Annotated in this window: 20 protein-coding genes; 11 read left to right on the top strand and 9 right to left on the bottom strand. The window is 60.9% G+C overall.

Translation table 11 applies throughout. From position 1 onward, the window contains the following. Window positions 1–22: 22 nt before the first annotated feature. The 5 genes from hpf to E2F50_RS13920 all read right to left on the bottom strand — a co-directional run bounded on the left by hpf (window position 23) and on the right by E2F50_RS13920 (window position 4,580). Window positions 23–595 carry a ribosome hibernation-promoting factor, HPF/YfiA family gene (gene hpf / locus E2F50_RS13940; RefSeq protein WP_133316766.1) on the bottom strand — a complete coding sequence of 191 codons (573 nt, stop codon included), beginning with the start codon at window positions 593–595 and terminating at the stop codon, window positions 23–25. A 223-nt stretch (window positions 596–818) separates the two neighbouring features. Beyond that, a complete protein-coding gene (rpoN, locus tag E2F50_RS13935) occupies window positions 819–2,372 on the bottom strand; it encodes an RNA polymerase factor sigma-54 (RefSeq protein WP_133316765.1) in 1,554 nt (517 codons plus the stop codon). 170 nt (window positions 2,373–2,542) lie between these two features. Then, entirely contained in the window at window positions 2,543–3,349 is an 807-nt protein-coding gene (gene lptB / locus E2F50_RS13930; RefSeq protein ID WP_133316764.1) for an LPS export ABC transporter ATP-binding protein, read from the bottom strand. Window positions 3,350–3,359: 10 nt separating this feature from the next. Further along, on the bottom strand, window positions 3,360–3,911 hold the full coding sequence (locus tag E2F50_RS13925; protein ID WP_133317113.1) for an LptA/OstA family protein: 552 nt from the start codon (window positions 3,909–3,911) through the stop codon (window positions 3,360–3,362). A 12-nt stretch (window positions 3,912–3,923) separates the two neighbouring features. After that, on the bottom strand, window positions 3,924–4,580 hold the full coding sequence (locus E2F50_RS13920; protein WP_245515412.1) for an LPS export ABC transporter periplasmic protein LptC: 657 nt from the start codon (window positions 4,578–4,580) through the stop codon (window positions 3,924–3,926). 227 nt (window positions 4,581–4,807) lie between these two features. On the opposite strand from E2F50_RS13920, the gene sppA reads away from it, so the two are divergent. From sppA to E2F50_RS13905, 3 genes are all read left to right on the top strand, one after another. Then, entirely contained in the window at window positions 4,808–5,764 is a 957-nt protein-coding gene (gene sppA / locus E2F50_RS13915; RefSeq protein ID WP_133316762.1) for a signal peptide peptidase SppA, read from the top strand. A gap of 26 nt (window positions 5,765–5,790) precedes the next feature. Then, window positions 5,791–6,090 carry an integration host factor subunit beta gene (locus tag E2F50_RS13910; RefSeq protein WP_133316761.1) on the top strand — a complete coding sequence of 100 codons (300 nt, stop codon included), beginning with the start codon at window positions 5,791–5,793 and terminating at the stop codon, window positions 6,088–6,090. A gap of 113 nt (window positions 6,091–6,203) precedes the next feature. After that, window positions 6,204–6,542 carry a lipopolysaccharide assembly protein LapA domain-containing protein gene (locus E2F50_RS13905; RefSeq protein WP_133316760.1) on the top strand — a complete coding sequence of 113 codons (339 nt, stop codon included), beginning with the start codon at window positions 6,204–6,206 and terminating at the stop codon, window positions 6,540–6,542. A gap of 24 nt (window positions 6,543–6,566) precedes the next feature. Here E2F50_RS13905 and E2F50_RS13900 read toward each other — a convergent pair whose 3' ends face one another. Beyond that, entirely contained in the window at window positions 6,567–7,022 is a 456-nt protein-coding gene (locus E2F50_RS13900; RefSeq protein ID WP_133316759.1) for an SRPBCC family protein, read from the bottom strand. Window positions 7,023–7,197: 175 nt separating this feature from the next. On the opposite strand from E2F50_RS13900, the gene E2F50_RS13895 reads away from it, so the two are divergent. The 5 genes from E2F50_RS13895 (at window position 7,198) to olsB (ending at window position 12,439) form a co-directional block, all read left to right on the top strand. Next, window positions 7,198–8,292: a class I SAM-dependent methyltransferase gene (locus E2F50_RS13895; RefSeq protein WP_133317112.1), complete on the top strand. Its 1,095-nt coding sequence runs from the start codon at window positions 7,198–7,200 to the stop codon at window positions 8,290–8,292. Continuing rightward, window positions 8,289–9,146: a TrmH family RNA methyltransferase gene (locus tag E2F50_RS13890; protein WP_133316758.1), complete on the top strand. Its 858-nt coding sequence runs from the start codon at window positions 8,289–8,291 to the stop codon at window positions 9,144–9,146. The genes E2F50_RS13895 and E2F50_RS13890 overlap by 4 nt, the downstream gene beginning before the upstream one ends. Next, window positions 9,147–9,638 (top strand): signal peptidase II, encoded by a 492-nt coding sequence (lspA, locus tag E2F50_RS13885; RefSeq protein WP_133316757.1) that lies wholly within the window; start codon window positions 9,147–9,149, stop codon window positions 9,636–9,638. A gap of 240 nt (window positions 9,639–9,878) precedes the next feature. Continuing rightward, window positions 9,879–11,468 (top strand): hybrid sensor histidine kinase/response regulator, encoded by a 1,590-nt coding sequence (locus E2F50_RS13880; RefSeq protein WP_161974145.1) that lies wholly within the window; start codon window positions 9,879–9,881, stop codon window positions 11,466–11,468. Between the two features lie 98 nt (window positions 11,469–11,566). Next, complete coding sequence (gene olsB, locus E2F50_RS13875) at window positions 11,567–12,439, top strand: l-ornithine N(alpha)-acyltransferase (RefSeq protein ID WP_133316755.1); 873 nt, start codon at window positions 11,567–11,569, stop codon at window positions 12,437–12,439. Between the two features lie 22 nt (window positions 12,440–12,461). Here olsB and E2F50_RS13870 read toward each other — a convergent pair whose 3' ends face one another. The 3 genes from E2F50_RS13870 to E2F50_RS13860 form a co-directional block, all read right to left on the bottom strand. After that, complete coding sequence (locus E2F50_RS13870; protein ID WP_133316754.1) at window positions 12,462–12,851, bottom strand: type II toxin-antitoxin system VapC family toxin; 390 nt, start codon at window positions 12,849–12,851, stop codon at window positions 12,462–12,464. Then, window positions 12,848–13,105: a type II toxin-antitoxin system Phd/YefM family antitoxin gene (locus E2F50_RS13865; protein WP_133316753.1), complete on the bottom strand. Its 258-nt coding sequence runs from the start codon at window positions 13,103–13,105 to the stop codon at window positions 12,848–12,850. Before E2F50_RS13865 ends, E2F50_RS13870 begins: the two co-directional genes overlap by 4 nt. A 65-nt stretch (window positions 13,106–13,170) precedes the next feature. Continuing rightward, on the bottom strand, window positions 13,171–15,468 hold the full coding sequence (locus E2F50_RS13860) for an NADP-dependent malic enzyme (protein WP_133316752.1): 2,298 nt from the start codon (window positions 15,466–15,468) through the stop codon (window positions 13,171–13,173). Window positions 15,469–15,664: 196 nt separating this feature from the next. On the opposite strand from E2F50_RS13860, the gene mutS reads away from it, so the two are divergent. The 3 genes from mutS to E2F50_RS13845 all read left to right on the top strand — a co-directional run bounded on the left by mutS (window position 15,665) and on the right by E2F50_RS13845 (window position 22,456). After that, on the top strand, window positions 15,665–18,313 hold the full coding sequence (mutS, locus tag E2F50_RS13855) for a DNA mismatch repair protein MutS (RefSeq protein WP_245515431.1): 2,649 nt from the start codon (window positions 15,665–15,667) through the stop codon (window positions 18,311–18,313). 147 nt (window positions 18,314–18,460) lie between these two features. Then, entirely contained in the window at window positions 18,461–19,504 is a 1,044-nt protein-coding gene (locus E2F50_RS13850) for a helix-turn-helix domain-containing protein (RefSeq protein WP_133316750.1), read from the top strand. Between the two features lie 111 nt (window positions 19,505–19,615). After that, window positions 19,616–22,456, top strand: coding sequence for a [protein-PII] uridylyltransferase (locus tag E2F50_RS13845; protein WP_133316749.1), 2,841 nt, complete (start codon window positions 19,616–19,618; stop codon window positions 22,454–22,456). The last annotated feature ends 27 nt before the right edge of the window (window positions 22,457–22,483 follow it).

The following is a 22,483-nucleotide window of genomic DNA, read 5'->3' as shown; positions in this document are numbered from 1 at the left end:
TGGCCGACGCTCTCCCGATTCCTCAGTTCTTGATATTGGTGGCGTCTATCCAGCCAATATTGCCGTCGTTGCGGCGGTACACGATGTTCAGTTCCTTGCCGGGGCTATGGAACAGGAGAACAGGCTCGTCGGTCATATCGAGCGCCATCACGGCGGTCGCCACCGACATCGTCTTCAGCTGCTTCGTGCTTTCCGCGACGATGGTCGGCGCGAAATCCTCGGGCACTTCGTCATCCTCATCCGGTACGCTATCCATAACCGTATAGGCGATTTCCATGTTGCCATTCGCATGGCTGCCGGCGTGGTGGTCTTTCAGGCGACGCTTGTAACGGCGCAGGCGCTTTTCGATCCGCTCCGCTGCGGCATCGAAAGAACCTTGTGGATCGTTGGCTTCGCCGGCCGCATGCAGGACGATCCCGGTATCGAGATGCACCTTGCAGTCGGCCGAAAAACGCGACCCCGACTTTACCACGATGACTTGGCTCGAATACCCCCCGTCGAAGTACTTCGTCACCGCATCGCCAATTTGGCCTTCGATCTTCTGGCGAAACGAATCGCCGATTTCCATATGCTTACCGGATACACGGACACTCATGGAATTTTTCCTTCTTGTCGTGACTTGCATGTTCCAGTCTACGCCAAGCCGGTCCCTCATCCAAGCCGTTCACGTGCGACTTGGCTAATTTGCAGATGATGCCTTGGAATGTTTGGGAAGGTCCGTTCCGTTCAATTGCGGCGGGCTTCTAAACCTGCTGCCGACGAATGTCAACGGCGGCCGAGGCCCGCAAGAGCCGCTGAGCCGGAGTAAGCCGAGCCTTTCAGGCCGTTGCCAGTCTTGCCAGCGCGCGTTTTTCCCGGCGGCGCTGCACCGAAGAGGGGATGTTCATGGCCTCGCGATATTTGGCCACGGTACGCCGGGCAAGCTCCACGCCGCCGCGCTTGAGAGTGAGCACGATATCGTCATCGGAAAGAACGGCTTCCGGCATTTCCTGGGCGATCAGTGTGCGGATCCGGTGCCGCACCGCTTCCGCCGAATGGCTGTCTCCGCCTTCTTCGGCCGATCCGATCGACACCGTGAAGAAGTATTTGAGCTCGAAGAGGCCGCGTGGGGTCAGAATGTATTTGTTTGAGGTGACCCGGCTGACGGTGGATTCATGCATCCTGATGGCTTCGGCAACCGTCTTCAGGTTCAACGGACGCAGATAGTCGACGCCATGCATCAGGAAGGCGTCCTGCTGGCGGACGATTTCAACGGCAACCTTCATGATCGTCTTGGCACGCTGATCGAGGCTGCGGGTCAGCCAGTTGGCATTCTGCATGCATTCTGACAGGAAATTATGGTCCTCGCCGCTCTTGGGGCACTTCTTGGCGACCGTCTGGAAATAGACCTGATTGACCAGCACGCGCGGCAGCGTGTCCGGATTGAGCTCGACCTGCCAGCCGCCGTCGGCAGAAGGGCGCACGACGATGTCGGGGGAGATCGCCTCTGAAACGCAGCCTTCGAAGCCAGCGCCGGGCTTGGGATTGAGCTTGCGGATTTCGCTCAGCATGTCGAGCAGGTCTTCATCGTCGACACCGCAGATCTTGCGCAAGCTGGCAAAGTCGCGCTTGCCCAGCAGTTCGAGGTGGTCGAGAAGCGCCGCCATGGCGGGATCCAGGCGATCCTTCTGGCGCAGCTGGATGGCAAGGCATTCGCTCAACGATCTGGCGAAAACCCCGGGCGGGTCGAGCGTCTGCAGCGATCCCAAAAGAGCTTCCAGTTCTTCGACAGGCTTGCCGAACTGCGCCGCCAATTCGCAAAGGTCGCCATGCATATAGCCGGCTTGGTCGAGCTGATCGACGAGATGCTGGGCGACCAGGCGATCTGAAGCTTTACCGAGCAGGAAAGGGATTTGATGATTGAGGTGGTCGCGCAGTGTGAGATGCCCGGCGACGAAGTCGTCGAGATCGTAATCCTCGCCCGAGTCGCCTCCCGGCATGGATTTCCACTGGCTGAGAAGCTCGGGAGCGTCGGCACGCTTGGCAAGCCCATCGTCCGGAAAGACGTTTTCGAAGCTGGTGTCGAGATCCTCGCCAAGCGGTGTGCTCTTGCCGTTGGCCTGGTCCGCGTACCATTCGACAAGACCGGCACCATCGACCGGCTCCTGTTTGCCGGCGCCTGTCTCCGCATCGGCGGCGCTGTAGCCTATTTCCGCGTCGGTTTCGCCGTCGCTTGATGCTATTTCGAGCAGCGGGTTCTTTTCGACTTCCTGGGCGATGAACTGGTTGAGCTCGAAATGCGTCATCTGCAGCAGCTGGATCGACTGCATCAGCTGCGGCGTCATGACAAGCGATTGGGTCTGTCGCAGAAAGAGGCTGGCGGATAAACCCATGGCGGACGCTGAACTCCGGTGAAATCCCCTTCGGCCGTGCCGTCATTGCACGGTCATGCGCATTGCCGGTCGAGCCCCCGCAGGGCCGAAAATGCATCTGGCACGAGAATTGCTTTTTTGAAAGATTTGGTCAAGCGCCGGATGAAGCCAGGCTTAATTTCTTTGCCGGCTCAAAGACTGAACTTGTCGCCGAGATAAAGACGGCGCACGTCAGGATTATTGACGATGTCGTCTGCACGGCCATGGGTCAGGACCTCACCCGCGTGGATGATATAGGCCCTGTCGATCAGGCCAAGGGTCTCGCGCACATTGTGGTCGGTAATCAGTACTCCGATACCGCGTGCCGTCAAGTGGCGCACGAGGTTCTGGATATCGGAAACCGAGATCGGATCGACGCCTGCGAACGGTTCGTCGAGAAGCATGAAGGCAGGATCGGTTGCCAGCGCACGGGCAATTTCCAGCCGCCGCCGTTCGCCGCCCGAAAGTGCGACGGCCGCAGACTTGCGCAGCTGACCGATGTGGAATTCCTCGAGCAGTTCGTCCAGCTTGGCTTCCCGCTTGTCGCGGTTGGCTTCATGGACTTCGAGAACGGCGCGGATATTGTCTTCGACGCTCAAGCCCCGGAAGATCGAGGCTTCCTGGGGAAGATAGCCGACGCCGAGGCGCGCCCGGCGGTACATGGGCATGCGGGTTACTTCATTGCCGTTGATGGCGATCATGCCTTCATCGACCGGCACGAGGCCGGTAATCATGTAGAAACAGGTCGTCTTTCCGGCCCCATTCGGGCCCAGAAGCCCCACCGCTTCGCCGCGACGGACGACGAGCGACACGCCGTTGACTACGCGCCGGCGATCGTAGCTCTTGGAAAGGCCATGGGCGACAAGCGTGCCTTCATAGCGCGCCTTGTCGCGTGCGATGAAAGGCTCGGGGGCAGACGGCTTGCCTGCCGACAAACTGGAAAGAAAGGGGATTTTCACCTGGGAACGTCTACTGCTTCGGCCGGGACTTGGGGTCGAGCATGATCTCGACGCGACCTCCGCAAGCATCGAGCTTGGCTTGGCCGGTTTCCATCAGCACCGTCAGCTTGCAGCCTTTGAAGACATTGGGCCCTTGCGAAAGCACGACCTGCTTCCCCTCCAGAACGAAGGTCTGCGTCGCCATGTTGAACTCCCCCTTTTCGGCAGTCGCCTGCTGCGTGCCGGAGGAAAGGAAGACCGTGTCGTCAAGGTAGATCTTGTCAATGTCGGCGCTGCCGGAAGTCACCGATGCACCTTCGCCCTTGTAGAGGACCGTCATCTTGCCGGCCTTCATCGTCGTCGTGCCCTGCACGACTTGGACATTGCCGGTAAAGAAGGCCTTCTTCTCCTGGTCCTTGATCTCAAGCTGGTCGCTCTGGATCTGGATCGGCTGATCGTTGGAAAGCTTCAGCCCCTCCATATTGCTGGTGGTGGACTGCGCATGAGCGGTGAGTGCCAGACAGGAAGTCATTCCTGCCAAGATCAATGCGGCTGCGGAAATGCGAAGGCGGCGGTACATCATCATGGCCTGGCTCTACTTGCCTTTGTTGCGCATGGCGACAGGATCGAGGTACACGCGAACCTGGCCGACGAGGGTTATGGTATGTCCTTTATCAGTTATCTTTAAGGAGTCTGCAACAATCGAGCCCTCCTTCATAGATATGTTCACCGAATCCGGCGTGTTCATCAAGCCTCCGGGGATGTCGAGGTGAGCCGACTGGAAGCGCGCCGTAATGCCGTTGCTGAGATTGACGTCGAAGGGAGAGTTGAGGTTGAGCAGGTCGGCGCCGCGGTCGAAATCGGCGCCCGTTGCGGTGACGCGGGCGATGACGTCGTCGCTGAGCGGCACGGCGGCCTTCACGTCTTCCAGGCTGATCTTGTTGGGGTTCTCGATATCCTGCAGAGCGCGATTGGCGATCATCGAGTAATTGATGCCGTCACTGTTTCGGCCCGAAATAGCCGGGCGTTCCATGACGATCTTGCCATTTTCAATGCGGGCACTTTCGATCGACAGTTTCTCCGGCAGGTAGGCGCGTACGATAGCAACCCCCACGAAGGCGAGCGAAATCAGCCCGGCGCCGACAGGCAGCAAAACCTTCAGCCGTCGCACCCATGCCGAATGAACAAGCGCCGCCTGATAGGCGCCGGCCGGCGGCTCCATGGCGGCCGCAAGGCCTGCTGTCTTTCTCATCTGCTGCAGCATGGATGCTGGCCTTGGTCCTTTTCCGCCCCGGTGCGCCGCGTCGTCTCCGCGTGGCGCTTCTTGTGCGTGGGTAGCAATCAAGCTTTACGTTGCCGCTCAATATGGTTTCTATCTATCAACAAACAATAATCGCAACAGAAAAACGTGATAGGAGCCACTGGACGCCGCCAGCGCGATCCTATCTTTAGGCGGCTCTCGATTTAAAGGAATGTTCCATGGATCATATGGCAATTGCCGAGCGCCGCCAGTTGCGCCGCAAGCTGAGCTTCTGGCGGATCGCCGCGCTGGTCTTTCTGGTTGCCGTCGGTTTCGCGCTTTATCGCACCGCGTTTGGCGAAAGCGGCGGTTCAGCGGTTCCGCATGTGGCGCAGATCCGCATCTCCGGCATGATCACCGACGACCGCGAACTGCTGGAACGCCTGGAGCGTATTGCCGAAAACGACCAGGTGAAGGCGCTGATCGTTTCTATTTCCTCGCCTGGCGGCACCACCTATGGCGGTGAGCGCCTGTTCAAGGCCATTCGCCACGTCGCCGAAAGCAAGCCGGTCGTATCGGATGTACGAACACTTGCCGCCTCGGCTGGCTATATGATCGCCACTGCCGGGGACACGATCGTCGCTGGCGAAAGCTCGATAACCGGCTCGATCGGCGTGATCTTCCAGTATCCGCAGCTGGACGAGGTGATGAAGAAGATCGGCGTGTCACTGGAGGAGATCAAGTCTTCGCCGCTGAAAGCCGAGCCTTCGCCCTTCCACCCGGCCAGCGAAGAGGCCAAGACGATGATCCGCAACATGGTGCTCGACAGCTATGCCTGGTTCGTCGATCTTGTTGCCGATCGCCGCAAACTGCCGCGCGAAGAGGTTCTGAAGCTCGCCGATGGTACTATTTTCACCGGCCGGCAGGCGCTCAACGTCAAGTTGGTCGACCAGCTCGGCGGTGACAAGGAAATCCGCGACTATCTCAAGACGCGCGGCGTTTCGGAGGATCTTCCGGTGGTCGAGTGGAAGGACAGGGAAACGTCCTCCTCCTGGTGGTTCGCAAGCGCCATGGCGCGAATTTTGGGCCTTGCCGGCCTCGGCCAGTTCCTGTCCCCTGATGCTGCCGGCCCATGGGGCACCGACAAGTTGTTCCTTGACGGTCTTGTCTCGGTTTGGCAGGTTGGGCGCGGTTGAAAAGCTAATTGTTTCAGGGGGCAAGGGTGATCAAGTCAGAACTGGTGCAGATCGTTGCGGCTCGCAATCCGCATCTCTACCATCGCGATGTCGAGAATATCGTCAATGCCGTTCTGGATGAGATCACGGATGCCCTGGCATCCGGAAATCGTGTCGAGCTGCGCGGCTTTGGCGCCTTTTCGGTCAAGAACCGTCCATCGCGTTCCGGCCGCAATCCCCGTACCGGCGAAAGCGTCTTCGTCGAAGAAAAATGGGTGCCGTTCTTCAAGACGGGCAAGGAGCTGCGTGAGCGCCTCAACCCCGATCTTGCCGACGAGGAAGATTAAGAAAACCCTCGGCCTCGCCGCTCGCCCTTGAAAGCCTGTGCGTCGCGCCTATTCTGGCCGAGGTACCGGCGGCGTCTGCCGTTGGTCGTATCGTTCTAAGCCGGGAGTCTTCGATGGATAAGCTCAAAAAGATCATCACGCTGGCGATCTTCGTGCCGCTCGGCATCGTGCTTGTGGTTCTGGCCGTGGCCAACCGTCAGACCGTCACCCTGGCGCTCAACCCGTTCCAGCCGCAGGACAGCCTTCTATCGGTCAGCGCGCCTTTCTTCCTGTTCCTGTTTCTTTCACTGTTGCTCGGCATGGTCATCGGATCAACAGTTACCTGGTGGAGCCAGGGCAAGCACCGCAAGCAGGCCCGGATCGAGGCCCGCGAGGCCATCAAGTGGCAGGGCGAGCACAAGGCTGCTGCCACGCCGCGTCCCGCGCCGCAGCTTGCCCTGGATAAAGCTTAGGCGGCGTGGGCTGTTAGGTGGAGACTAGGCAGCGCCGGCCTTGTCCATCACTGCCTTGTTGAAGTCGGCAAAGAATCGTGTCGCGAGTTTTTGGGAACTCGAGCCGATCAGGCGCGAACCGAGCTGCGCCAGCTTGCCGCCAACCTGCGCCTGCGCCGCATATTGCAGCAGGGTCTCGGCGCCTTCATCGATAAGCGTTACTTTGGCATACCCTTGGGCGAAGCCGGCAATGCCGCCCTTGCCTTCCCCCAGGATCGTATAGCTTTCGGGAGCGTTGATATCTGTAAGCGTGATGCCGCCGGAAAAGCTTGCTGAAACCGGCCCTATCCTCAACTTTAAGGTCGCGGCCAATTCGCTCGGCGAGATCCATTCGAGGCTCTGACAGCCGGGAATGCACTGGCGCAGCATGTCCGGATCGTTCAAGGCCTCCCAGACAAGCTGCCTTGGCGCACTGATGCGTTCCTCGCCGATCATGTCCATGTCTTGTCCTCCAACTGGTTCGACCTCCACCGTGTTATGGCAAGTGTGGACGACCACGCCAAGGGATCTCACGATCTTCGCGCAGCTTGAGCGGAAAACGCCGCAGCCGCGCATGGCCCTTTGAAAGACCGGGCTGCAAATGCTATCTGCTGCCGGCAGATCGAAAATGGACTGGATGAAGGCATTGAAGAACAAGGAAAGGCGGCCGATGCACAAGGGTCGGGCCGAGGGTGCCGGCCAGCCGCCGCGTCGCCCTGCCGCACCGGTCAAATCCTCGCCTCGCCCTCAGGCAAGAACGGAAAAGCCTGCCGCCGCGGTGCCGGCCGAAAGCCGGGCTTTGAACCTGCGGAATGGTGATCGTCCGGCTGAGCGGGTGCCGGTCATCCTTGAATCCTCGGGCGCCGGTGATTTTCACCTGGTGGACAGCGGCAAGGGGCTCAAACTGGAGCAATACGGTCCTTATCGCATCGTGCGGCCGGAAGCGCAGGCCCTGTGGCAGCCATCGGTTGCCACGCATGTGTGGGAAAAGGCCGACGCCGTCTTCACCGGCGATACGGACGAGGATGGCATGGGACGCTGGCGTTTCCCCAAGGAAGCGCTGGGTGAAACCTGGCCGTTGTCGCTGCTCGGCGTCGATTTCCTCGGTCGGTTTACCGCCTTCCGTCATGTGGGCGTTTTTCCGGAGCAGATCGTCCACTGGGAGTGGATGAAGAAGCAGGTGGAAACGGCAAAGCGCCCGATCAAGGTGCTGAACCTGTTCGGCTATACGGGCGTCGCCTCGCTTGTGGCGGCGGCTGCCGGTGCGGAAGTCACCCATGTGGATGCTTCCAAGAAGGCGATCGGCTGGGCCCGCGAAAACCAGGCGCTCTCCCGTCTGGAGAAGGCGCCGATCCGCTGGATCTGCGAAGATGCGATGAAATTCATCCTGCGCGAGGAACGCCGCGGCAGCAAATACGACATCATCCTTACGGATCCGCCGAAATTTGGCCGAGGCCCGAATGGAGAAGTCTGGCAGCTTTTCGACCATCTGCCGCTGATGCTGGATATCTGCCGTGAACTCTTGGCGCCCAATGCCATGGGTCTGGTACTGACCGCCTATTCCATCCGGGCGAGCTTCTATTCTGTCCATGAACTGATGCGCGAAACCATGCGTGGTGCCGGCGGCGTGGTGGAATCGGGCGAGCTTGTGATCCGCGAAGCCGGTCTCGACGGCAAAAGCGCTGAACGCGCGCTTTCCACCTCCCTTTTCAGCCGCTGGGTGCCGGTATGACAAACGATTATCAAAGAACGGGTCCGCGGCGCGTCGGCCAGGTCAAGGAAGTCACTTCGCTTTCCAATCCAATCATCAAGGACATCAAGGCGCTCACCAACAAGAAGGACCGCGAGGAAAGCGGCGCCTTCATGGCGGAGGGCCTGAAGCTCGTGATCGACGCGCTGGAGCTCGGCTGGTCGATCCGCACGCTGGTTTATGCAAAGGCTGCCAAGGGCAAGCCGCTGGTCGAGCAGGTGGCGGCGAAAACGATCGCCCATGGCGGCCTTGTTCTCGAAGTCAGCGAGAAAGTGCTCTCCTCGATCACCCGTCGCGACAACCCGCAAATGGTTGTTGGCATCTTCGAACAGCGCTGGAAGAAGCTCGAAGATCTGTCGCCTGGGGCAAACGAGACCCTTGTGGCGCTCGACCGGGTCCGTGATCCCGGCAATCTTGGCACGATTATCCGTACCGCCGATGCGGCCGGTGCTTCCGCTGTGCTTCTGGTCGGTGAATGCACCGATCCCTTCTCTCTGGAAACGGTGCGTGCCACCATGGGCTCCGTTTTTGCGATCCCGGTGGTTAAATGTTCGGCGGAGGAATTTCTCGGCTGGCAGAAGAGGGCGGGCGGGCAGGTCGTGGCGACGCATCTGGCCGGCGCAGTCGACTACCGCACCGTCGACTATGCCAAAAAGGCAACTATTTTGCTGATGGGCAACGAGCAGTCGGGCCTTCCCGACAACCTGGCCAAAGCGGCCGATCGGACTGTACGCATCCCCCAACAGGGCCGAGCGGATTCCTTAAATCTTGCGGTTGCGACGGCCGTCATGCTGTTCGAATCTCGCCGTCACCTGCTTTCCCTGGATGATAAATAAATGACCGTGCGTCCTGCTCTTCTTTCCCGGCCGCTGGCGGCGATCGCCGTCATCGTGCTTGCTGTTGTTCTGGACCAAGCGGTGAAGATCGCCGTGGAAACGCATCTTCCGCTGGAAGAGGCTGTACCCTTGCTGCCTGTCCTGGCCCTGTATCGCACCTATAATCTCGGCGTCGCCTTTTCGCTTCTGTCGGGCATGGAGCGAGAGTTCATCGTCGGCATGCGGCTGGTCATCGTGGCTTTCGTGCTATGGCTTTGGCGCCGGACTGCCAACAACAGACCGTTCGCCCATACGGGTTTTGCGCTGATCATCAGCGGCGCCATCGGCAACCTGATCGACGGCTTCCTATATGGCCATGTCATCGATTACATCCTGTTCCACACCGCGAGCTGGTCCTTTGCCGTCTTCAATCTGGCGGACAGCTTCATCAGCATCGGGGCAGGCCTTGTCATCATCGACGAGCTGGTCGGACCGAAAAAGGCCGACGCATAAAACTTTATGCAAATGAGCCAAGGAATGGGAAAGAAACTGCGCTAGTCTTTCCCCATGCGCGACATTGCCGAAATACATGAACGTATCTCGAAAGCGTTTCAATCTCCCGCTGAAGATGAGGCGGGCGTTTCGACGATGGAACAGGTCGTGCCGCCTCCGCACTCGCGCCGGGATGATCGAGGACGCTGGTGGCTGCAAGGCCTCCTTTCGAGGCTGGTCCACTGGCGCCGTGACAGGCCGATGGCGCAGCTGCGGCACTCGTTGAAAGAAGCTGAAGCCGCCAGTGCTGCCAAGTCACGGCAGATTGCGACCGTCGTCCATGAAATCCGCACGCCGCTCAACGGTATTCTAGGGATGGCACACCTGCTCGGCCAGACGAAGCTGACGGCGGAGCAGCAGAATTACTTAAGCGGCATACGCCAGTCCAGCTACGCCCTGGCGCAGCTGGTGGAAGACCTTCTCGATTACACGACACTTGAGGCCGGTCGCTTCCGCATCAACAATCGCGCCGAAAACCTGCGCCAGTTGATCGACAGCGTCGTTGAGATGCTGGCCCCGAAGGCACACGAAAAGCGCATCGAGATTGCGGCCACGGTTTCATCGGAACTGCCGGAGCTTCTCGACTTCGACGCGGGCCGCATCCGCCAGGTCCTGTTCAACGTCATCGGCAATGCCGTGAAGTTCACCAGCCAGGGCGGCGTGCTGGCGCGTGCTTCTTTGGTGAAAGGGACGGTGGCCATAACGGTGACTGATACCGGCCCCGGCATGACGGCAGAAGAGCAGGCGCGTATATTCAGGGAATTCGAGCAGGTCGGTTCGGCGCCGGAGCGCGCCGGTGGAACCGGCCTCGGCCTCGGTATTGCGTCGCGCATTCTTGCCGAATTCGGCGGATCCTTGTACGTAACGAGCCGCAAAGGGGAGGGCAGCACCTTCACGATCCGCTTCCCGCTCTGGCTGGCAGAAGATTCGGCGGCCGGCATGGGTGCGCGCAACCAGCTTCTTTCTCGCTCGAGGGTTCTCCTGCTTGCGCCGGACGGACCGGCCGCGACAGCCACCGTCGCCAGTATCGAGACGCTCGGCGGCCGGTGCCGGCATGTGTCCAGCTCAGCTCATGTTCAGATGCTGATCGACCGGGCCGCCGCCGGCCCTGTTCCCTATACGGATCTCATCGTCGATCACCGGCTGGCGTCCGATTATGCCTGCGAACCATCCCATGCGCAGTTGCATCGCATTCTGCTCGTCAACCCGGAAGAGCGCGCATCCCAGCCGCAGGATTTCTTCGACGCCTGGCTGATCCGCCCGTTGCGGGAAAAATCCTTGATCGATGTCTTGAGCGGTCGCCTACGCGGTTTCGCAACCCGCGATGCTCTTGTTTCACCTGAACCGCTGCCGTCGCTAATGCCAGCTGATGGCCCGGCGACGCCGGGACAATATATTTTGCTAGGTGAGGATGATCCGGTCAATGCGATGCTGGTGCGGGCCATCCTCAAGAAGGCAGGCCACCGCGTCCGTCTTGTTGACGATTTCGCAACTTTGAAAAATGCTGCCGAAGAAACCGGCGATCGGCCGGATCTCGTTATCTGCGACATGCACATGCCGGGTGGAACTCTTGTTGACTTCCTGTCCTGGTCGTTCACGAAAGAGCGGCTAAGCGCGAGCGCTTCCGTCCCCGTGGTTGTGTTGACGGGCGATGCCCGCCCGGAACTTCGGCAGCAGGTCCTGCGGCTTGGCGCTAGCCGGCTGCTCCAAAAGCCGATCGATCCCCGGCTTCTGATCGAGGAAGTGCAGCTTCTTCTTCAACCGGCCACCAATCGTCAACAGGCGCGTTGACGCTCGGCTTCGGACTTCCTATTGTGACAGTGCTTGTCACGTTCTTGTTGCAGAGACGTGATTTATGGCGGTGATCTGACCGGACGGGACGAATCACCATGGCACTTGAACTCCTGAACCGTGACGTGAACCCAGAAACAAACCAGGCGCCGGCCCCTATTCCGGTCAACGGCGATGTATTCGGCCGCATCGGCTCGCTGGAAACACGGCTCGCCCGCACGCCGCGTGAGATCGATGCGGCGCAGGCCGTGCGCTACCGGGTTTTCGTCGAGGAAATGCAGGCGACCCTGCCGCCGGAGGCCATGCGCCGCCGTCGCGACGTCGATGCCTATGACGCCATTTGCGATCACCTTCTCGTTCTCGACAATGCCATCGAAGGCGATGTGGAAGACCAGATCGTCGGCACCTATCGCCTGCTGCGCCAGGAAGTGGCGCTCGCCAATGGCGGCTTCTATTCGGCTGCCGAATTCGATATCGAGCCATTGCTGGCGCGCCACCCCGACAAGCAGTTCATGGAGCTCGGCCGCTCCTGCGTGCTTCCGGATTATCGGACCAAGCGCGTGGTGGAACTGCTCTGGCAGGGCAATTGGGCTTATGCCCTGCGGCATGGCATGAACGCGCTGTTCGGCTGCGCTTCCTTTCCGGGCGTGTTGCCGGAAGAACATGCGCTGGCTCTATCCTTCCTCCATCACACGGTTCCGGCCGTGGGAGAATGGGCGGTCTCGGCACAGCCCGAACTTTACCGGCAGATGGATCTCATGCCGATCGAGGGCATCAATACCCGCAAGGCATTGTCGTCACTTCCGCCGCTGATCAAGGGATATATGCGGCTCGGCGCCATGATCGGCGACGGCGCCGTGGTGGACCATGCTTTCAACACGACCGATGTGCTGGTCGTCCTGCCGATTGCGGCCATTTCCAACCGCTACATCAACTATTACGGTGCTGACGCCGGCCGGTTCTCGAGCTAAAGGGCGTTTCTTTAAAAGCGGCCTAGCGCACCAGGCGGATCGGCCCGCTATATCGCGCGATCGCTTCATCCGACGTCAGCAGAAGCATGCCTTCGGCCAATGCTTGTGCAATCAGGATCCGATCAAAGGGGTCCTTATGGATGGGTGGCAGGCTCTCGATATTGAACGCATGCACGCTATCAATGGGAAGCTCCGTAAAGCCATTGTCGAGTAGCGCCCGATGCAGAACGCGCGGGTGTACCGGGATATCATTTTTTCCGAGGCTATATTTCACCATCAGCTCCCAGACGCTCGCGGTACTGAAGAACAAGGTGTTCTGCGGATCTTCGATGAAGGTTCTTGCCGCTGGGGGAAGCTTGGCAGTCGCCGCCGCCAGCCACACGAGAAGATGAGAATCGAGCAGAAGTTTCATTTATCGTCGCCGTAGAACATCTCTTCGATCTCTTTGGCGAACATTGTGTCAAAATCGTCGGGAACCGAAAATTGGCCTTCGAGAAAGCCAATCTTGCGCTTCTTCTTCAGCTCCTCGGAGGCTGCCTCCTCGAGCGGCACCACCCTCACCATCGGCTTTCCAGCCTTGGCGATGACGAATACCTCGCCCTTGGCCGCCTCCTCGACCAGCCGCGAAAGATGCGTCTTGGCCTCATGGATATTGACCGTCTTCATCGCAGGTCTCCGAGTGGACTTAGTTTACTGAACTTAGTCCGCTTGGGTCCGGCTTTCAAGCAGCCTTAGGTTCCTGCATTGTAAGCCGCAATCGCCGCCATGTTGACGATGTCGCTATCCTTGGCGCCCATCTGGGTGATCTGGACCGACTTGTCGAGGCCGACAAGCAGCGGCCCGATGACCGTCGAGGCGCCGAGTTCCTGCAGCATCCGGGTCGAGATCGACGCCGAGTGAATGGCCGGCATGACGAGCACATTGGCCGTGCCGGAAAGCCGGCAGAACGGATACTGTTCCATACGGTGCTGATTAAGCGCCACGTCGGCGCCCATCTCGCCGTCATACTCGAAATCGACGCGACGGCTGTCGAGGATCTTGACGGCTTCGCGCACCCGCTCCGAGCGCTCGCCGATGGGCTGGCCGAAGGTGGAATAGGCCAGCAATGCGACGCGCGGCTCATATCCCATGCGTCTGGCGACGCGTGCTGCCTCGACGGCAATGTCGGCGATCTGCTCGGCATTCGGCATGTCGTGCACGGCGGTATCGGCCACGAAGATCGTCCGTCCGCGCGAAATCACCAGCGACACGCCGATCACCTTGTGGCCCGGCTTGGCGTCGATGCAGCGGCGCACGTCGGAAAGGGCCGTCGCATAATTGCGAGTCGTGCCGGTCACCATGGCGTCGGCATCGCCGATTGCCACCATGGTGGCGGCAAAATGGTTGCGGTCATTGTGGATCAGCCGCTGCACGTCGCGGTGCAGGAAGCCCTCGCGCTGCAGCCGCGCATAAAGGTGATCGATATACGCCTCCACTCGGTTGGAAAGGCGGGCATTGACGATTTCGACGCCGGGGCGGTCGAGGTCGATGCCAGCCTTTTCCGCAGTCGCCCGGATCACATCGTCGCGGCCAAGCAGGATTGCCGTGCCGAGCTTCTGATGGGTGAACGAGATCGCTGCCCGCATGACCTGCTCTTCCTCGGCCTCGGCAAACACGACCCGCTTCGGAAAGCGGCGAACCCGCTCATAAATGCCTTGCGTCGTGGCTGCGATCGGATCACGTCGGGCCGAAAGCTCGGCGGCATAGGCGTCGAGATCGGCAATATCGCGCCGCGCCGCGCCGCTTTCCATCGCAGCCCTCGCGACGGCAACCGGAATGGCCGAGATCAGCCGCGGATCGAAGGGCACCGGGATGATGTACTGCGCGCCGAAGCGCGGGCGGTTGCCCTGATAAGCGGCGGCGACGTCGTCCGGCACGTCTTCCCGCGCCAGATCCGCCAGCGCCCGGGCGGCGGCGATCTTCATCGCGTCGTTGATCTGCCTGGCACGCACGTCGAGTGCACCGCGGAAGATATAGGGGAAGCCGAGCACATTGTTGACTTGGTTCGGATAGTCCGAACGGCCGGTCGCCATGATCGCGTCGTCACGGATGCGCGCCACTTCCTCCGGGGTGATTTCCGGGTCGGGATTGGCCATGGCGAAAATGATTGGCTTGTCGGCCATGGAGCGGATCATCTCTTCCGTGAAGGCGCCCTTCTGCGACAGGCCGAACACGACGTCGGCACCCTTCATGGCTTCTTCCAGGGTGCGGCGGTCGGTCTTCACCGCATGCGCGCTCTTCCACTGGTTCATGCCTTCGGTGCGGCCTTGGTAGATGACGCCCTTGGTATCGCAGAGGATGATGTTTTCCGAATTGAAGCCCATCGCCTTGATGAGCTCCACGCAGGCAATCGCGGCTGCGCCTGCACCGTTGCAGACCAGCTTCGTCGTCTTCAGGTCGCGACCGGTCAGTTCCAGCGCATTGATGAGACCGGCGGCCGCAATGATCGCCGTACCATGCTGGTCGTCATGAAAGACCGGGATGTCCATCAGTTCGCGCAGCCGGCTCTCGATGATGAAGCATTCCGGCGCCTTGATGTCCTCAAGGTTGATGCCGCCGAAGGAGGGGCCGAGGTAGCGCACGCAGTTGATGAATTCGTCGACATTCTCCGTATCGACCTCGAGATCGATGGAATCCACATCAGCGAATCGCTTGAAGAGCACGGCTTTGCCTTCCATGACAGGCTTGGAGGCGAGAGCACCCAGATTGCCGAGGCCAAGGATGGCGGTGCCGTTGGAGATCACCGCGACCATATTGCCGCGTGTCGTGTAATCGTAAGCGGCCGCAGGATCCGCGGCGATCGCCTTTACGGGCACGGCAACGCCGGGAGAATAGGCAAGCGACAGGTCGCGCTGAGTCGCCATAGGCTTGGTTGGACTGATCTCCAGCTTGCCCGGCCGGCCCTGAGAATGGAAATCCAGCGCTTCCTGCTCGGTGACCGATGCGCGCGTACGGTTGGTCCCGTTTCCGGCATTGTCTTTGGCGGGCATGTATCCTCCAGCTTTTTGTGGGCAGTCGCTCCCGGGACTGCTCTAGATATTGTGTTTATAGGGGTTTCACCGATAGTGTCGCCAGTTCCAGCGCGCAACAAAAAACCGTCCCGTGACTCAGTTCGAACGTTTCTCCATCGAAGCTCTCAACGCCGCCGAACTGGCGTCGGAGCAGAGCCGCGCTTCGGCGACGCCGATGATGGAGCAGTATATCGAGATCAAGGCGAACAATCCCGGTTCGCTGCTCTTCTACCGCATGGGGGATTTCTACGAGCTCTTCTTCGAGGATGCAGTGGATGCCTCGCGGGCGCTCGGCATTACCCTCACCCGGCGCGGCCAGCATATGGGGCAGGATATTCCCATGTGCGGCGTGCCGATCCATGCGGCCGACGATTATCTCCAGAAGCTGATCGGGCTGGGTTTCCGCGTCGCCGTCTGCGAGCAGGTGGAGGATCCGGCAGAGGCGAGGAAGCGCGGGTCGAAATCGGTGGTGAAGCGGGACGTCGTGCGCCTCGTCACGCCCGGCACGATCACCGAGGAAAAGCTGCTCGTCGCCTCCGAATCCAATTATCTCATGGCGCTGGCCCGTATCCGAGGGTCTGCCGAGGCGCAGATGGCGCTTGCCTGGATCGACATCTCCACCGGCATCTTCCGACTGGCCGAAACCGACCCGTCGCGGCTGCTTGCGGACATCCTGCGCATCGAGCCGCGGGAACTGATCTTGCCGGACACCATGTTCCACGACGCCGAGTTGAAGCCGGTCTTCGACGTGCTGGGCAAGGTGGCGGTGCCGCAGCCATCCGTCCTTTTCGACAGCGCCAGCGCCGAAGGCCGCATCGCCCGTTATTTCGGCGTCGGCACGCTGAACGGCTTCGGTACCTTCTCCCGCTCCGAACTCGCCGCTGCCGCTGCCGCTGTCGCCTATGTCGAAAAAACGCAGATCGCTGAGCGACCACCGCTCGGCCGGCCGGAGCGCGAAAGCGGTGCTTCGACGCTGTTCATCGATCCGGCCACCCGTGGCAACCTCGAACTGACGAAGACGCTTTCCGGTGAGCGGGAGGGTACGCTTCTCAAGGCAATCGACCGCACCGTGACCGGCGGTGGTGCCCGCCTTCTGGCTGAACGGCTGATGTCGCCGCTGACCGACCCGGAACGGATCAACCGGCGCCTCGATTCCATCTCCTTCCTTCGTGAGGAGCCGGGACTTTGCTCGGATCTGCGCTCGTCGCTGAAGCATGTTCCCGACATGCCACGCGCCCTTTCGCGATTGGCTTTGGAGAGGGGCGGACCGCGTGATCTCGGCGCCATCCTGGCAGGGTTGGAAGCCGCGCGTGGGGTGGCCGCCTTTCTCGACAAGGCCATGCTTCCTGAAGAGCTTTCCGATGCGCTTGCCGACCTGAAGGCGCTGCCGTCCTCCTTGGAAAGCCTGCTGGCCAACATGCTTGCCGATGAACTGCCGCTCCTGAAGCGCGATGGCGGCTTTCTTGCCGATGGCGCCCATGCGGAGCTGGATGAGGTCCGCGCTTTGCGTGACCAGTCGCGCCGGGTCATTGCCGCCCTGCAGCTGCAATATGCCGAGGAAACCGGCATCAAGTCGCTGAAGATCAAGCACAATAACGTCCTTGGCTATTTCATCGAGGTCACCGCCGGCAATTCGGGATCGATGACCGAGACGCCCGAGGGCAAGGCGCGCTTCATCCATCGCCAGACCATGGCCAGTGCCATGCGCTTCACCACGACCGAGCTCGCCGATCTTGAAACCCGCATAGCCAATGCCGCCGACCAGGCGTTGACAATTGAGCTGGAAGCTTTCGGCCAAATGGTCTCGGCCGTCACGGCGCAGGCTGAGGCCATCAAGGCCGGTGCCCGCGCGCTGGCTGTTGTCGATGTTGCTGCCGGCCTTGCCATGCTTGCCGAGGAGTGGAATTACCGCCGCCCGATCGTCGATGGCAGCCGCATGTTTTCGATCGAGGGCGGGCGCCATCCGGTTGTCGAGCAGGCGCTGCGCAAACAGTCCGTCGGCTCGTTTATCGCCAATGACTGCGACCTGTCGCCAACAGGCTCTAGTGAATTCGGTGCGCTCTGGCTGCTGACCGGTCCCAATATGGGCGGCAAATCGACCTTCCTGCGCCAGAACGCGCTGATCGCCATCCTTGCCCAGATGGGTTCGTTCGTGCCCGCGGCCTCGGCTCATATCGGCATTGTCGATCGGCTGTTTTCGCGGGTCGGTGCCTCCGACGATCTGGCCCGCGGCCGTTCCACCTTCATGGTGGAAATGGTCGAGACGGCAGCCATCCTCAACCAGGCAAGCGACCGCTCGCTGGTCATTCTCGACGAGATTGGCCGCGGCACCGCCACATTCGACGGCCTGTCCATCGCCTGGGCGGCGGTCGAGCACCTGCATGAGGCGAACCGCTGCCGCGGCCTGTTCGCCACCCATTTCCACGAGCTGACGGTGCTGTCGGAAAAGCTGAACCGGCTTTCCAACGCGACGATGAAGGTCAAGGAATGGGACGGGGAGGTGATCTTCCTGCACGAGGTGGGGCCGGGTGCCGCAGACCGCTCCTATGGCATTCAGGTCGCCCGGCTTGCAGGGCTTCCCCATTCGGTCGTGACCCGCGCCCGCGACGTGCTGGCCAAGCTGGAAGATTCCGACCGTAAGAACCCGGCAAGCCAGCTGATCGACGACCTGCCGCTCTTCCAGGTCGCGGTGCGTCGCGAGGAAGCCCGACGCACCGGCCCGTCCAAGGTGGAAGAGGCCTTGAAAGCCATCAATCCCGACGAGATGACGCCGCGCGAGGCGCTGGACACGCTTTACGCGCTGAGGAAACAGCTCGCCACTTAACAGCTGATCGAGGTCCAAGCCGAGCGCGCTTGTTTCCCATGCAAGCGAGCGTCCCTGCAGACTGCGGGGCAATCCACATGCCTTTCCGGCCGGGACGTGTTAGGCTTTAAGGAAACATGATCGAAGCCGCTTGCCCTTGGGTTTCCAGTGCTGTCCGTTCCACTCCCATTCCTCGCTGGCCTTGCCTTTGCGCTGACGCTCCATGACGGATTGAAAGGCGTCGATGTGCCCGGCACCCGCAGGTATTTCCATGCTTTCCTTCTGCTCTACGCTCTTCAAGGCATCGGAGTGGGCTTGAGGTTCGGATACGGTGTCGACGGTCTGAGCCGGCTTCTGCCGGTGACGGCGGCGCTCATGCCGCCGCTGGCGTTTTTGGCCTTTCGGGGCCTGGCGGGGCAGAGGCTGAACCGGCCCTGGCTGCATCTGGCACCGGCTGCCGCCGTAGCTGTCGCCAGCACCTTATATCGCAACCTCGTGGACCCTCTGCTTCTTGTGATCTTCTTTGGCTACGGCCTGGCGATCTGGCGCATGACCCTCTCCAGCCCTGGGGAAGCGGGAGGCGACGTCATGGCCGAGGCGTCCCTGCCGCGGATGCGCCCGGCGTTGCGAGCAGCTCGGCTGACGGCCGGCCTCATGCTGTTCTTCGCCATCAGCGACGCGGCGCTGGCTGTCTATACGAGCTATGCGGGGACGCAGGACGTGCCGTTCGTGGTCACGATCATGAATATTGCTGCGTTCGCAGCTGTCGCCGTCTATTATTTTTTGCCGCAAACCTCCCGCCCGAGGGTAAGCGTCCAGCCTCGTGCAATGGTACCGAGTGTCGCCGACGAGGCAGTGGTGGCGCGCGTCAAAGCGGCTCTGGAGGACGGAGCCCTCTATCGCGACGAAGGTTTGAGCCTGGCGAAACTCGCGCGCAAGGCGGGTCTTCCCGCCCGAGAGGTATCGGCGGCCATCAACAGGGCGACGGGGCTGAACGTCTCGCAATTCGTCAACAACCGGCGTGTGGCGGAAGCCTGCCGGCTTCTGGTAGAACAGAAATCCACGGTGACCCAGGTCATGCTGGATGCCGGCTTCTCCACCAAATCGAACTTCAATCGTGAGTTCCGGCGGGTCATGGGCAAGACCCCGGCGCAATATCGGGCCGAGAACAGGGCAGGGGAGGAAAGCCGGTCCAGGAAATCACGGGCTTGACCTTCGGGCCTCGAAGCAACAACTTGGAAACGTCCAGCGGTAATAATCGTTGGTCAGGTGCCCGAAACATATCCGCAAGCCTCCCCGGCAGGCCGGCACCGGTGGGATGACATGGCAAGACACGATATCGATTTTTCCGAGCTCCTTGATGTTGCACGCCTGAAAGAGGAGTGCGAAGCGGTGTTCACAGGCAGGGATTGCCCGCTGCTGGAAACACGGGCAACCCTTCTCCCGATCCTCAAGCGGGCCAGCGCGGAAGGCCGCCAGAAGGCGCGAGACCTCCTGAACAAGGATGGCAGCGGTCTCAATTGCGCCCGGCGCATCTCCTGGGTTCAGGATCAGCTGATCTGCATCCTCCACCAGACGATCGCCGCGCATCTTTATGCGGAAGGGGAGGCGATCGCTGTTGCAGCCGTCGGCGGCTATGGCCGCGGCACGCTGGCCCCCGGATCGGATATCGACCTGCTGTTCCTGTTGCCGGAAAAGAATACCGACAATATGCGAAAGGCAGTGGAGTTCCTGCTCTACGTGCTGTGGGACATGGGCTTCAAGGTGGGCCATGCCACCCGCACGGTGGAAGAATGCATCCGTCTGTCGAAGACCGACATGACGATCCGCACCGCCATCCTGGAATGCCGCTCCATCTGCGGTAGCCAGATGCTGGTCAGTGAACTGGAAACTCGCTTCGACCAGGAAGTGGTTGCCGATACCGGGCCGGAATTCATTGCCGCCAAGCTCGCCGAACGGGACCAACGCCACCAGAAGGCCGGCGACACGCGTTATTTGGTCGAACCGAATGTGAAGGAAGGCAAGGGCGGTCTGCGCGATCTCCATACGCTTTTCTGGATCGCCAAATACTATTACCGGGTGCGCGAAACAACCGAGCTGGTAAAGCTCGGCGTTCTTTCCCGCGAGGAGGCGCGCTCCTTCGAAAAGGCCGACGACTTCCTCTGGGCGGTGCGCTGCCAGATGCATTTCCTGACGGGCAAGGCGGAGGAGCGGCTTTCCTTCGATATCCAGCGCGAGATCGCCGAAAGCCTCGGCTATAATGCCCGCCCTGGCCTTTCGGCCGTCGAGCGCTTTATGAAGCACTATTTCCTGGTGGCCAAGAATGTCGGCGACCTGACCCGGATCCTCTGCGCCGCGCTCGAAGAAAAGCAGGCCAAGGAAGCGCCGGGACTGACTCGGCGGGTCATTTCCCGCTTCACCAAGCGGCTGCACAAGATCCCCGGCACGGTGAAATTCGTCGAGGATCGCGGCCGTATCACGCTCGCCGATCCGGAAGTCTTCAAGCGTGATCCCGTCAGCATCATCCGCTTCTTCCATGTGGCCGACATCACCGGTCTCGAACTGCATCCGGATGCGCTGAAGCGGATGACCCGCTCGCTGTCTCTCATTGACAATGGCGTACGGGAAAACGCCGAGGCCAACCGCCTCTTCCTGTCCATGCTGAGCTCGCGCCGCGACCCGGCCCTGATGCTGCGGCGCATGAACGAGGCCGGCGTGCTCGGCCGCTTCATTCCCGAATTCGGCAAGGTCGTGGCGATGATGCAGTTCAACATGTATCATCACTACACCGTCGACGAGCACCTGATCCGTTCCGTCGACGCGCTGGCCGAAATCGATCAGGGCAAGGCCGGCGACATCCATCCACTCGCCAACAAGATCATGCCGGGCGTCGAGGAGCGTGAAGTCCTTTACGTCGCGGTTCTGCTGCACGATGTTGCCAAGGGCCGCGAAGAAGATCATTCGCTCGCAGGGGCCAAGATCGCTCGCAAGCTATGCCCCCGCCTCGGCCTCAATCCGAAGCAGACGGAGCTGGTCGTCTGGCTGATCGAGGAGCACCTCATCATGTCGATGACGGCCCAGACCCGCGACCTGCACGACCGCAAGACGATCACCGATTTCGCCGAGAAGGTCCAGTCCATGGATCGGCTGAAGCTCCTGCTGATCCTGACCATCTGCGACATCCGCGCCGTCGGACCGGGCGTTTGGAACGGCTGGAAGGGGCAGCTCCTGCGCACCCTTTACTACGAGACGGAACTGCTGCTTTCCGGCGGCTTTTCGGAAGTGTCTCGCCAGGAACGGGCGCAGGTGGCGGAAGAAGCGCTGGCCAAGGCGCTCAGTGACTGGACGCCTAAGGAGCGTCGCACTTACCAGAAGCTGCACTACCAGCCCTATCTTCTCTCCGTCTCGCTCGAGGATCAGGTTCGGCATGCGCAATTCATTCGCGATGCCGACCGCGCGGGGCAGGCGCTGGCGACCATGGTCCGCACGGACAGCTTCCATGCGATCACCGAAATCACCATCCTGGCGCCTGACCATCCGCGCCTTCTGTCGATCATCGCCGGTGCCTGCGCTGCCGCGGGCGCCAACATTGCCGATGCCCAAATCTTCACGACCTCCGACGGGCGGGCGCTGGACACCATCCTCATCAATCGCGAATTTCAGGTGGATGAGGACGAAATGCGGCGCGCGGGCACGATCGGCCGGATGATCGAAGACGTGCTCTCAGGCAAGAAGCGCCTGCCGGAAGTCATCGCTACGCGGGCGAAGTCCCGCAAGCGCAACAAGACATTCACTGTCCCGCCTTCGGTCATCATTGCCAACAGCCTGTCGAACAAATTCACGGTCATCGAGGTTGAAGGTCTCGACCGCACCGGCCTGCTGGCCGACATTACCGCCGTGCTTGCGGATCTCTCGCTCGACATTCATTCGGCGCGCATCACCACTTTCGGCGAAAAGGTCATCGACACCTTCTATGTCATCGATCTCTTCGGTCATAAGGTCACCAACGAGAACCGGCAGGGGAATATCTCGGCGCGGCTGAAGGCGGTGATGGCCGATCAGGAGGATGAATTGCGCACCGGCATGCCGTCAGGCATCATCGCCCCGTCGCCGGCGGCCACCGTATCGCCGTCGCCATCACGACGTGCCAAGGCCGGGGCATGATGCATGGGCACGAGCTGATGAGCCGCC

It is taken from the genome of Rhizobium deserti, assembly GCF_004358025.1.
Classification (GTDB): domain Bacteria; phylum Pseudomonadota; class Alphaproteobacteria; order Rhizobiales; family Rhizobiaceae; genus Neorhizobium; species Neorhizobium deserti.
This window is presented reverse-complemented; position numbering and strand designations above follow the sequence as displayed.

Coding starts and splice junctions, on each gene's coding strand:
- hpf (WP_133316766.1), bottom strand. CDS start 595: ATGAGTGTCCGTGTATCCGGTAAGCATATGGAAATCGGCGATTCGTTT.
- rpoN (WP_133316765.1), bottom strand. CDS start 2,372: ATGGGTTTATCCGCCAGCCTCTTTCTGCGACAGACCCAATCGCTTGTC.
- E2F50_RS13925 (WP_133317113.1), bottom strand. CDS start 3,911: ATGATGTACCGCCGCCTTCGCATTTCCGCAGCCGCATTGATCTTGGCA.
- E2F50_RS13920 (WP_245515412.1), bottom strand. CDS start 4,580: ATGAGAAAGACAGCAGGCCTTGCGGCCGCCATGGAGCCGCCGGCCGGC.
- sppA (WP_133316762.1), top strand. CDS start 4,808: ATGGATCATATGGCAATTGCCGAGCGCCGCCAGTTGCGCCGCAAGCTG.
- E2F50_RS13905 (WP_133316760.1), top strand. CDS start 6,204: ATGGATAAGCTCAAAAAGATCATCACGCTGGCGATCTTCGTGCCGCTC.
- E2F50_RS13900 (WP_133316759.1), bottom strand. CDS start 7,022: ATGGACATGATCGGCGAGGAACGCATCAGTGCGCCAAGGCAGCTTGTC.
- E2F50_RS13895 (WP_133317112.1), top strand. CDS start 7,198: ATGAAGGCATTGAAGAACAAGGAAAGGCGGCCGATGCACAAGGGTCGG.
- E2F50_RS13890 (WP_133316758.1), top strand. CDS start 8,289: ATGACAAACGATTATCAAAGAACGGGTCCGCGGCGCGTCGGCCAGGTC.
- lspA (WP_133316757.1), top strand. CDS start 9,147: ATGACCGTGCGTCCTGCTCTTCTTTCCCGGCCGCTGGCGGCGATCGCC.
- E2F50_RS13880 (WP_161974145.1), top strand. CDS start 9,879: ATGGCGCAGCTGCGGCACTCGTTGAAAGAAGCTGAAGCCGCCAGTGCT.
- olsB (WP_133316755.1), top strand. CDS start 11,567: ATGGCACTTGAACTCCTGAACCGTGACGTGAACCCAGAAACAAACCAG.
- E2F50_RS13870 (WP_133316754.1), bottom strand. CDS start 12,851: ATGAAACTTCTGCTCGATTCTCATCTTCTCGTGTGGCTGGCGGCGGCG.
- E2F50_RS13865 (WP_133316753.1), bottom strand. CDS start 13,105: ATGAAGACGGTCAATATCCATGAGGCCAAGACGCATCTTTCGCGGCTG.
- E2F50_RS13860 (WP_133316752.1), bottom strand. CDS start 15,468: ATGCCCGCCAAAGACAATGCCGGAAACGGGACCAACCGTACGCGCGCA.
- mutS (WP_245515431.1), top strand. CDS start 15,665: ATGATGGAGCAGTATATCGAGATCAAGGCGAACAATCCCGGTTCGCTG.
- E2F50_RS13845 (WP_133316749.1), top strand. CDS start 19,616: ATGGCAAGACACGATATCGATTTTTCCGAGCTCCTTGATGTTGCACGC.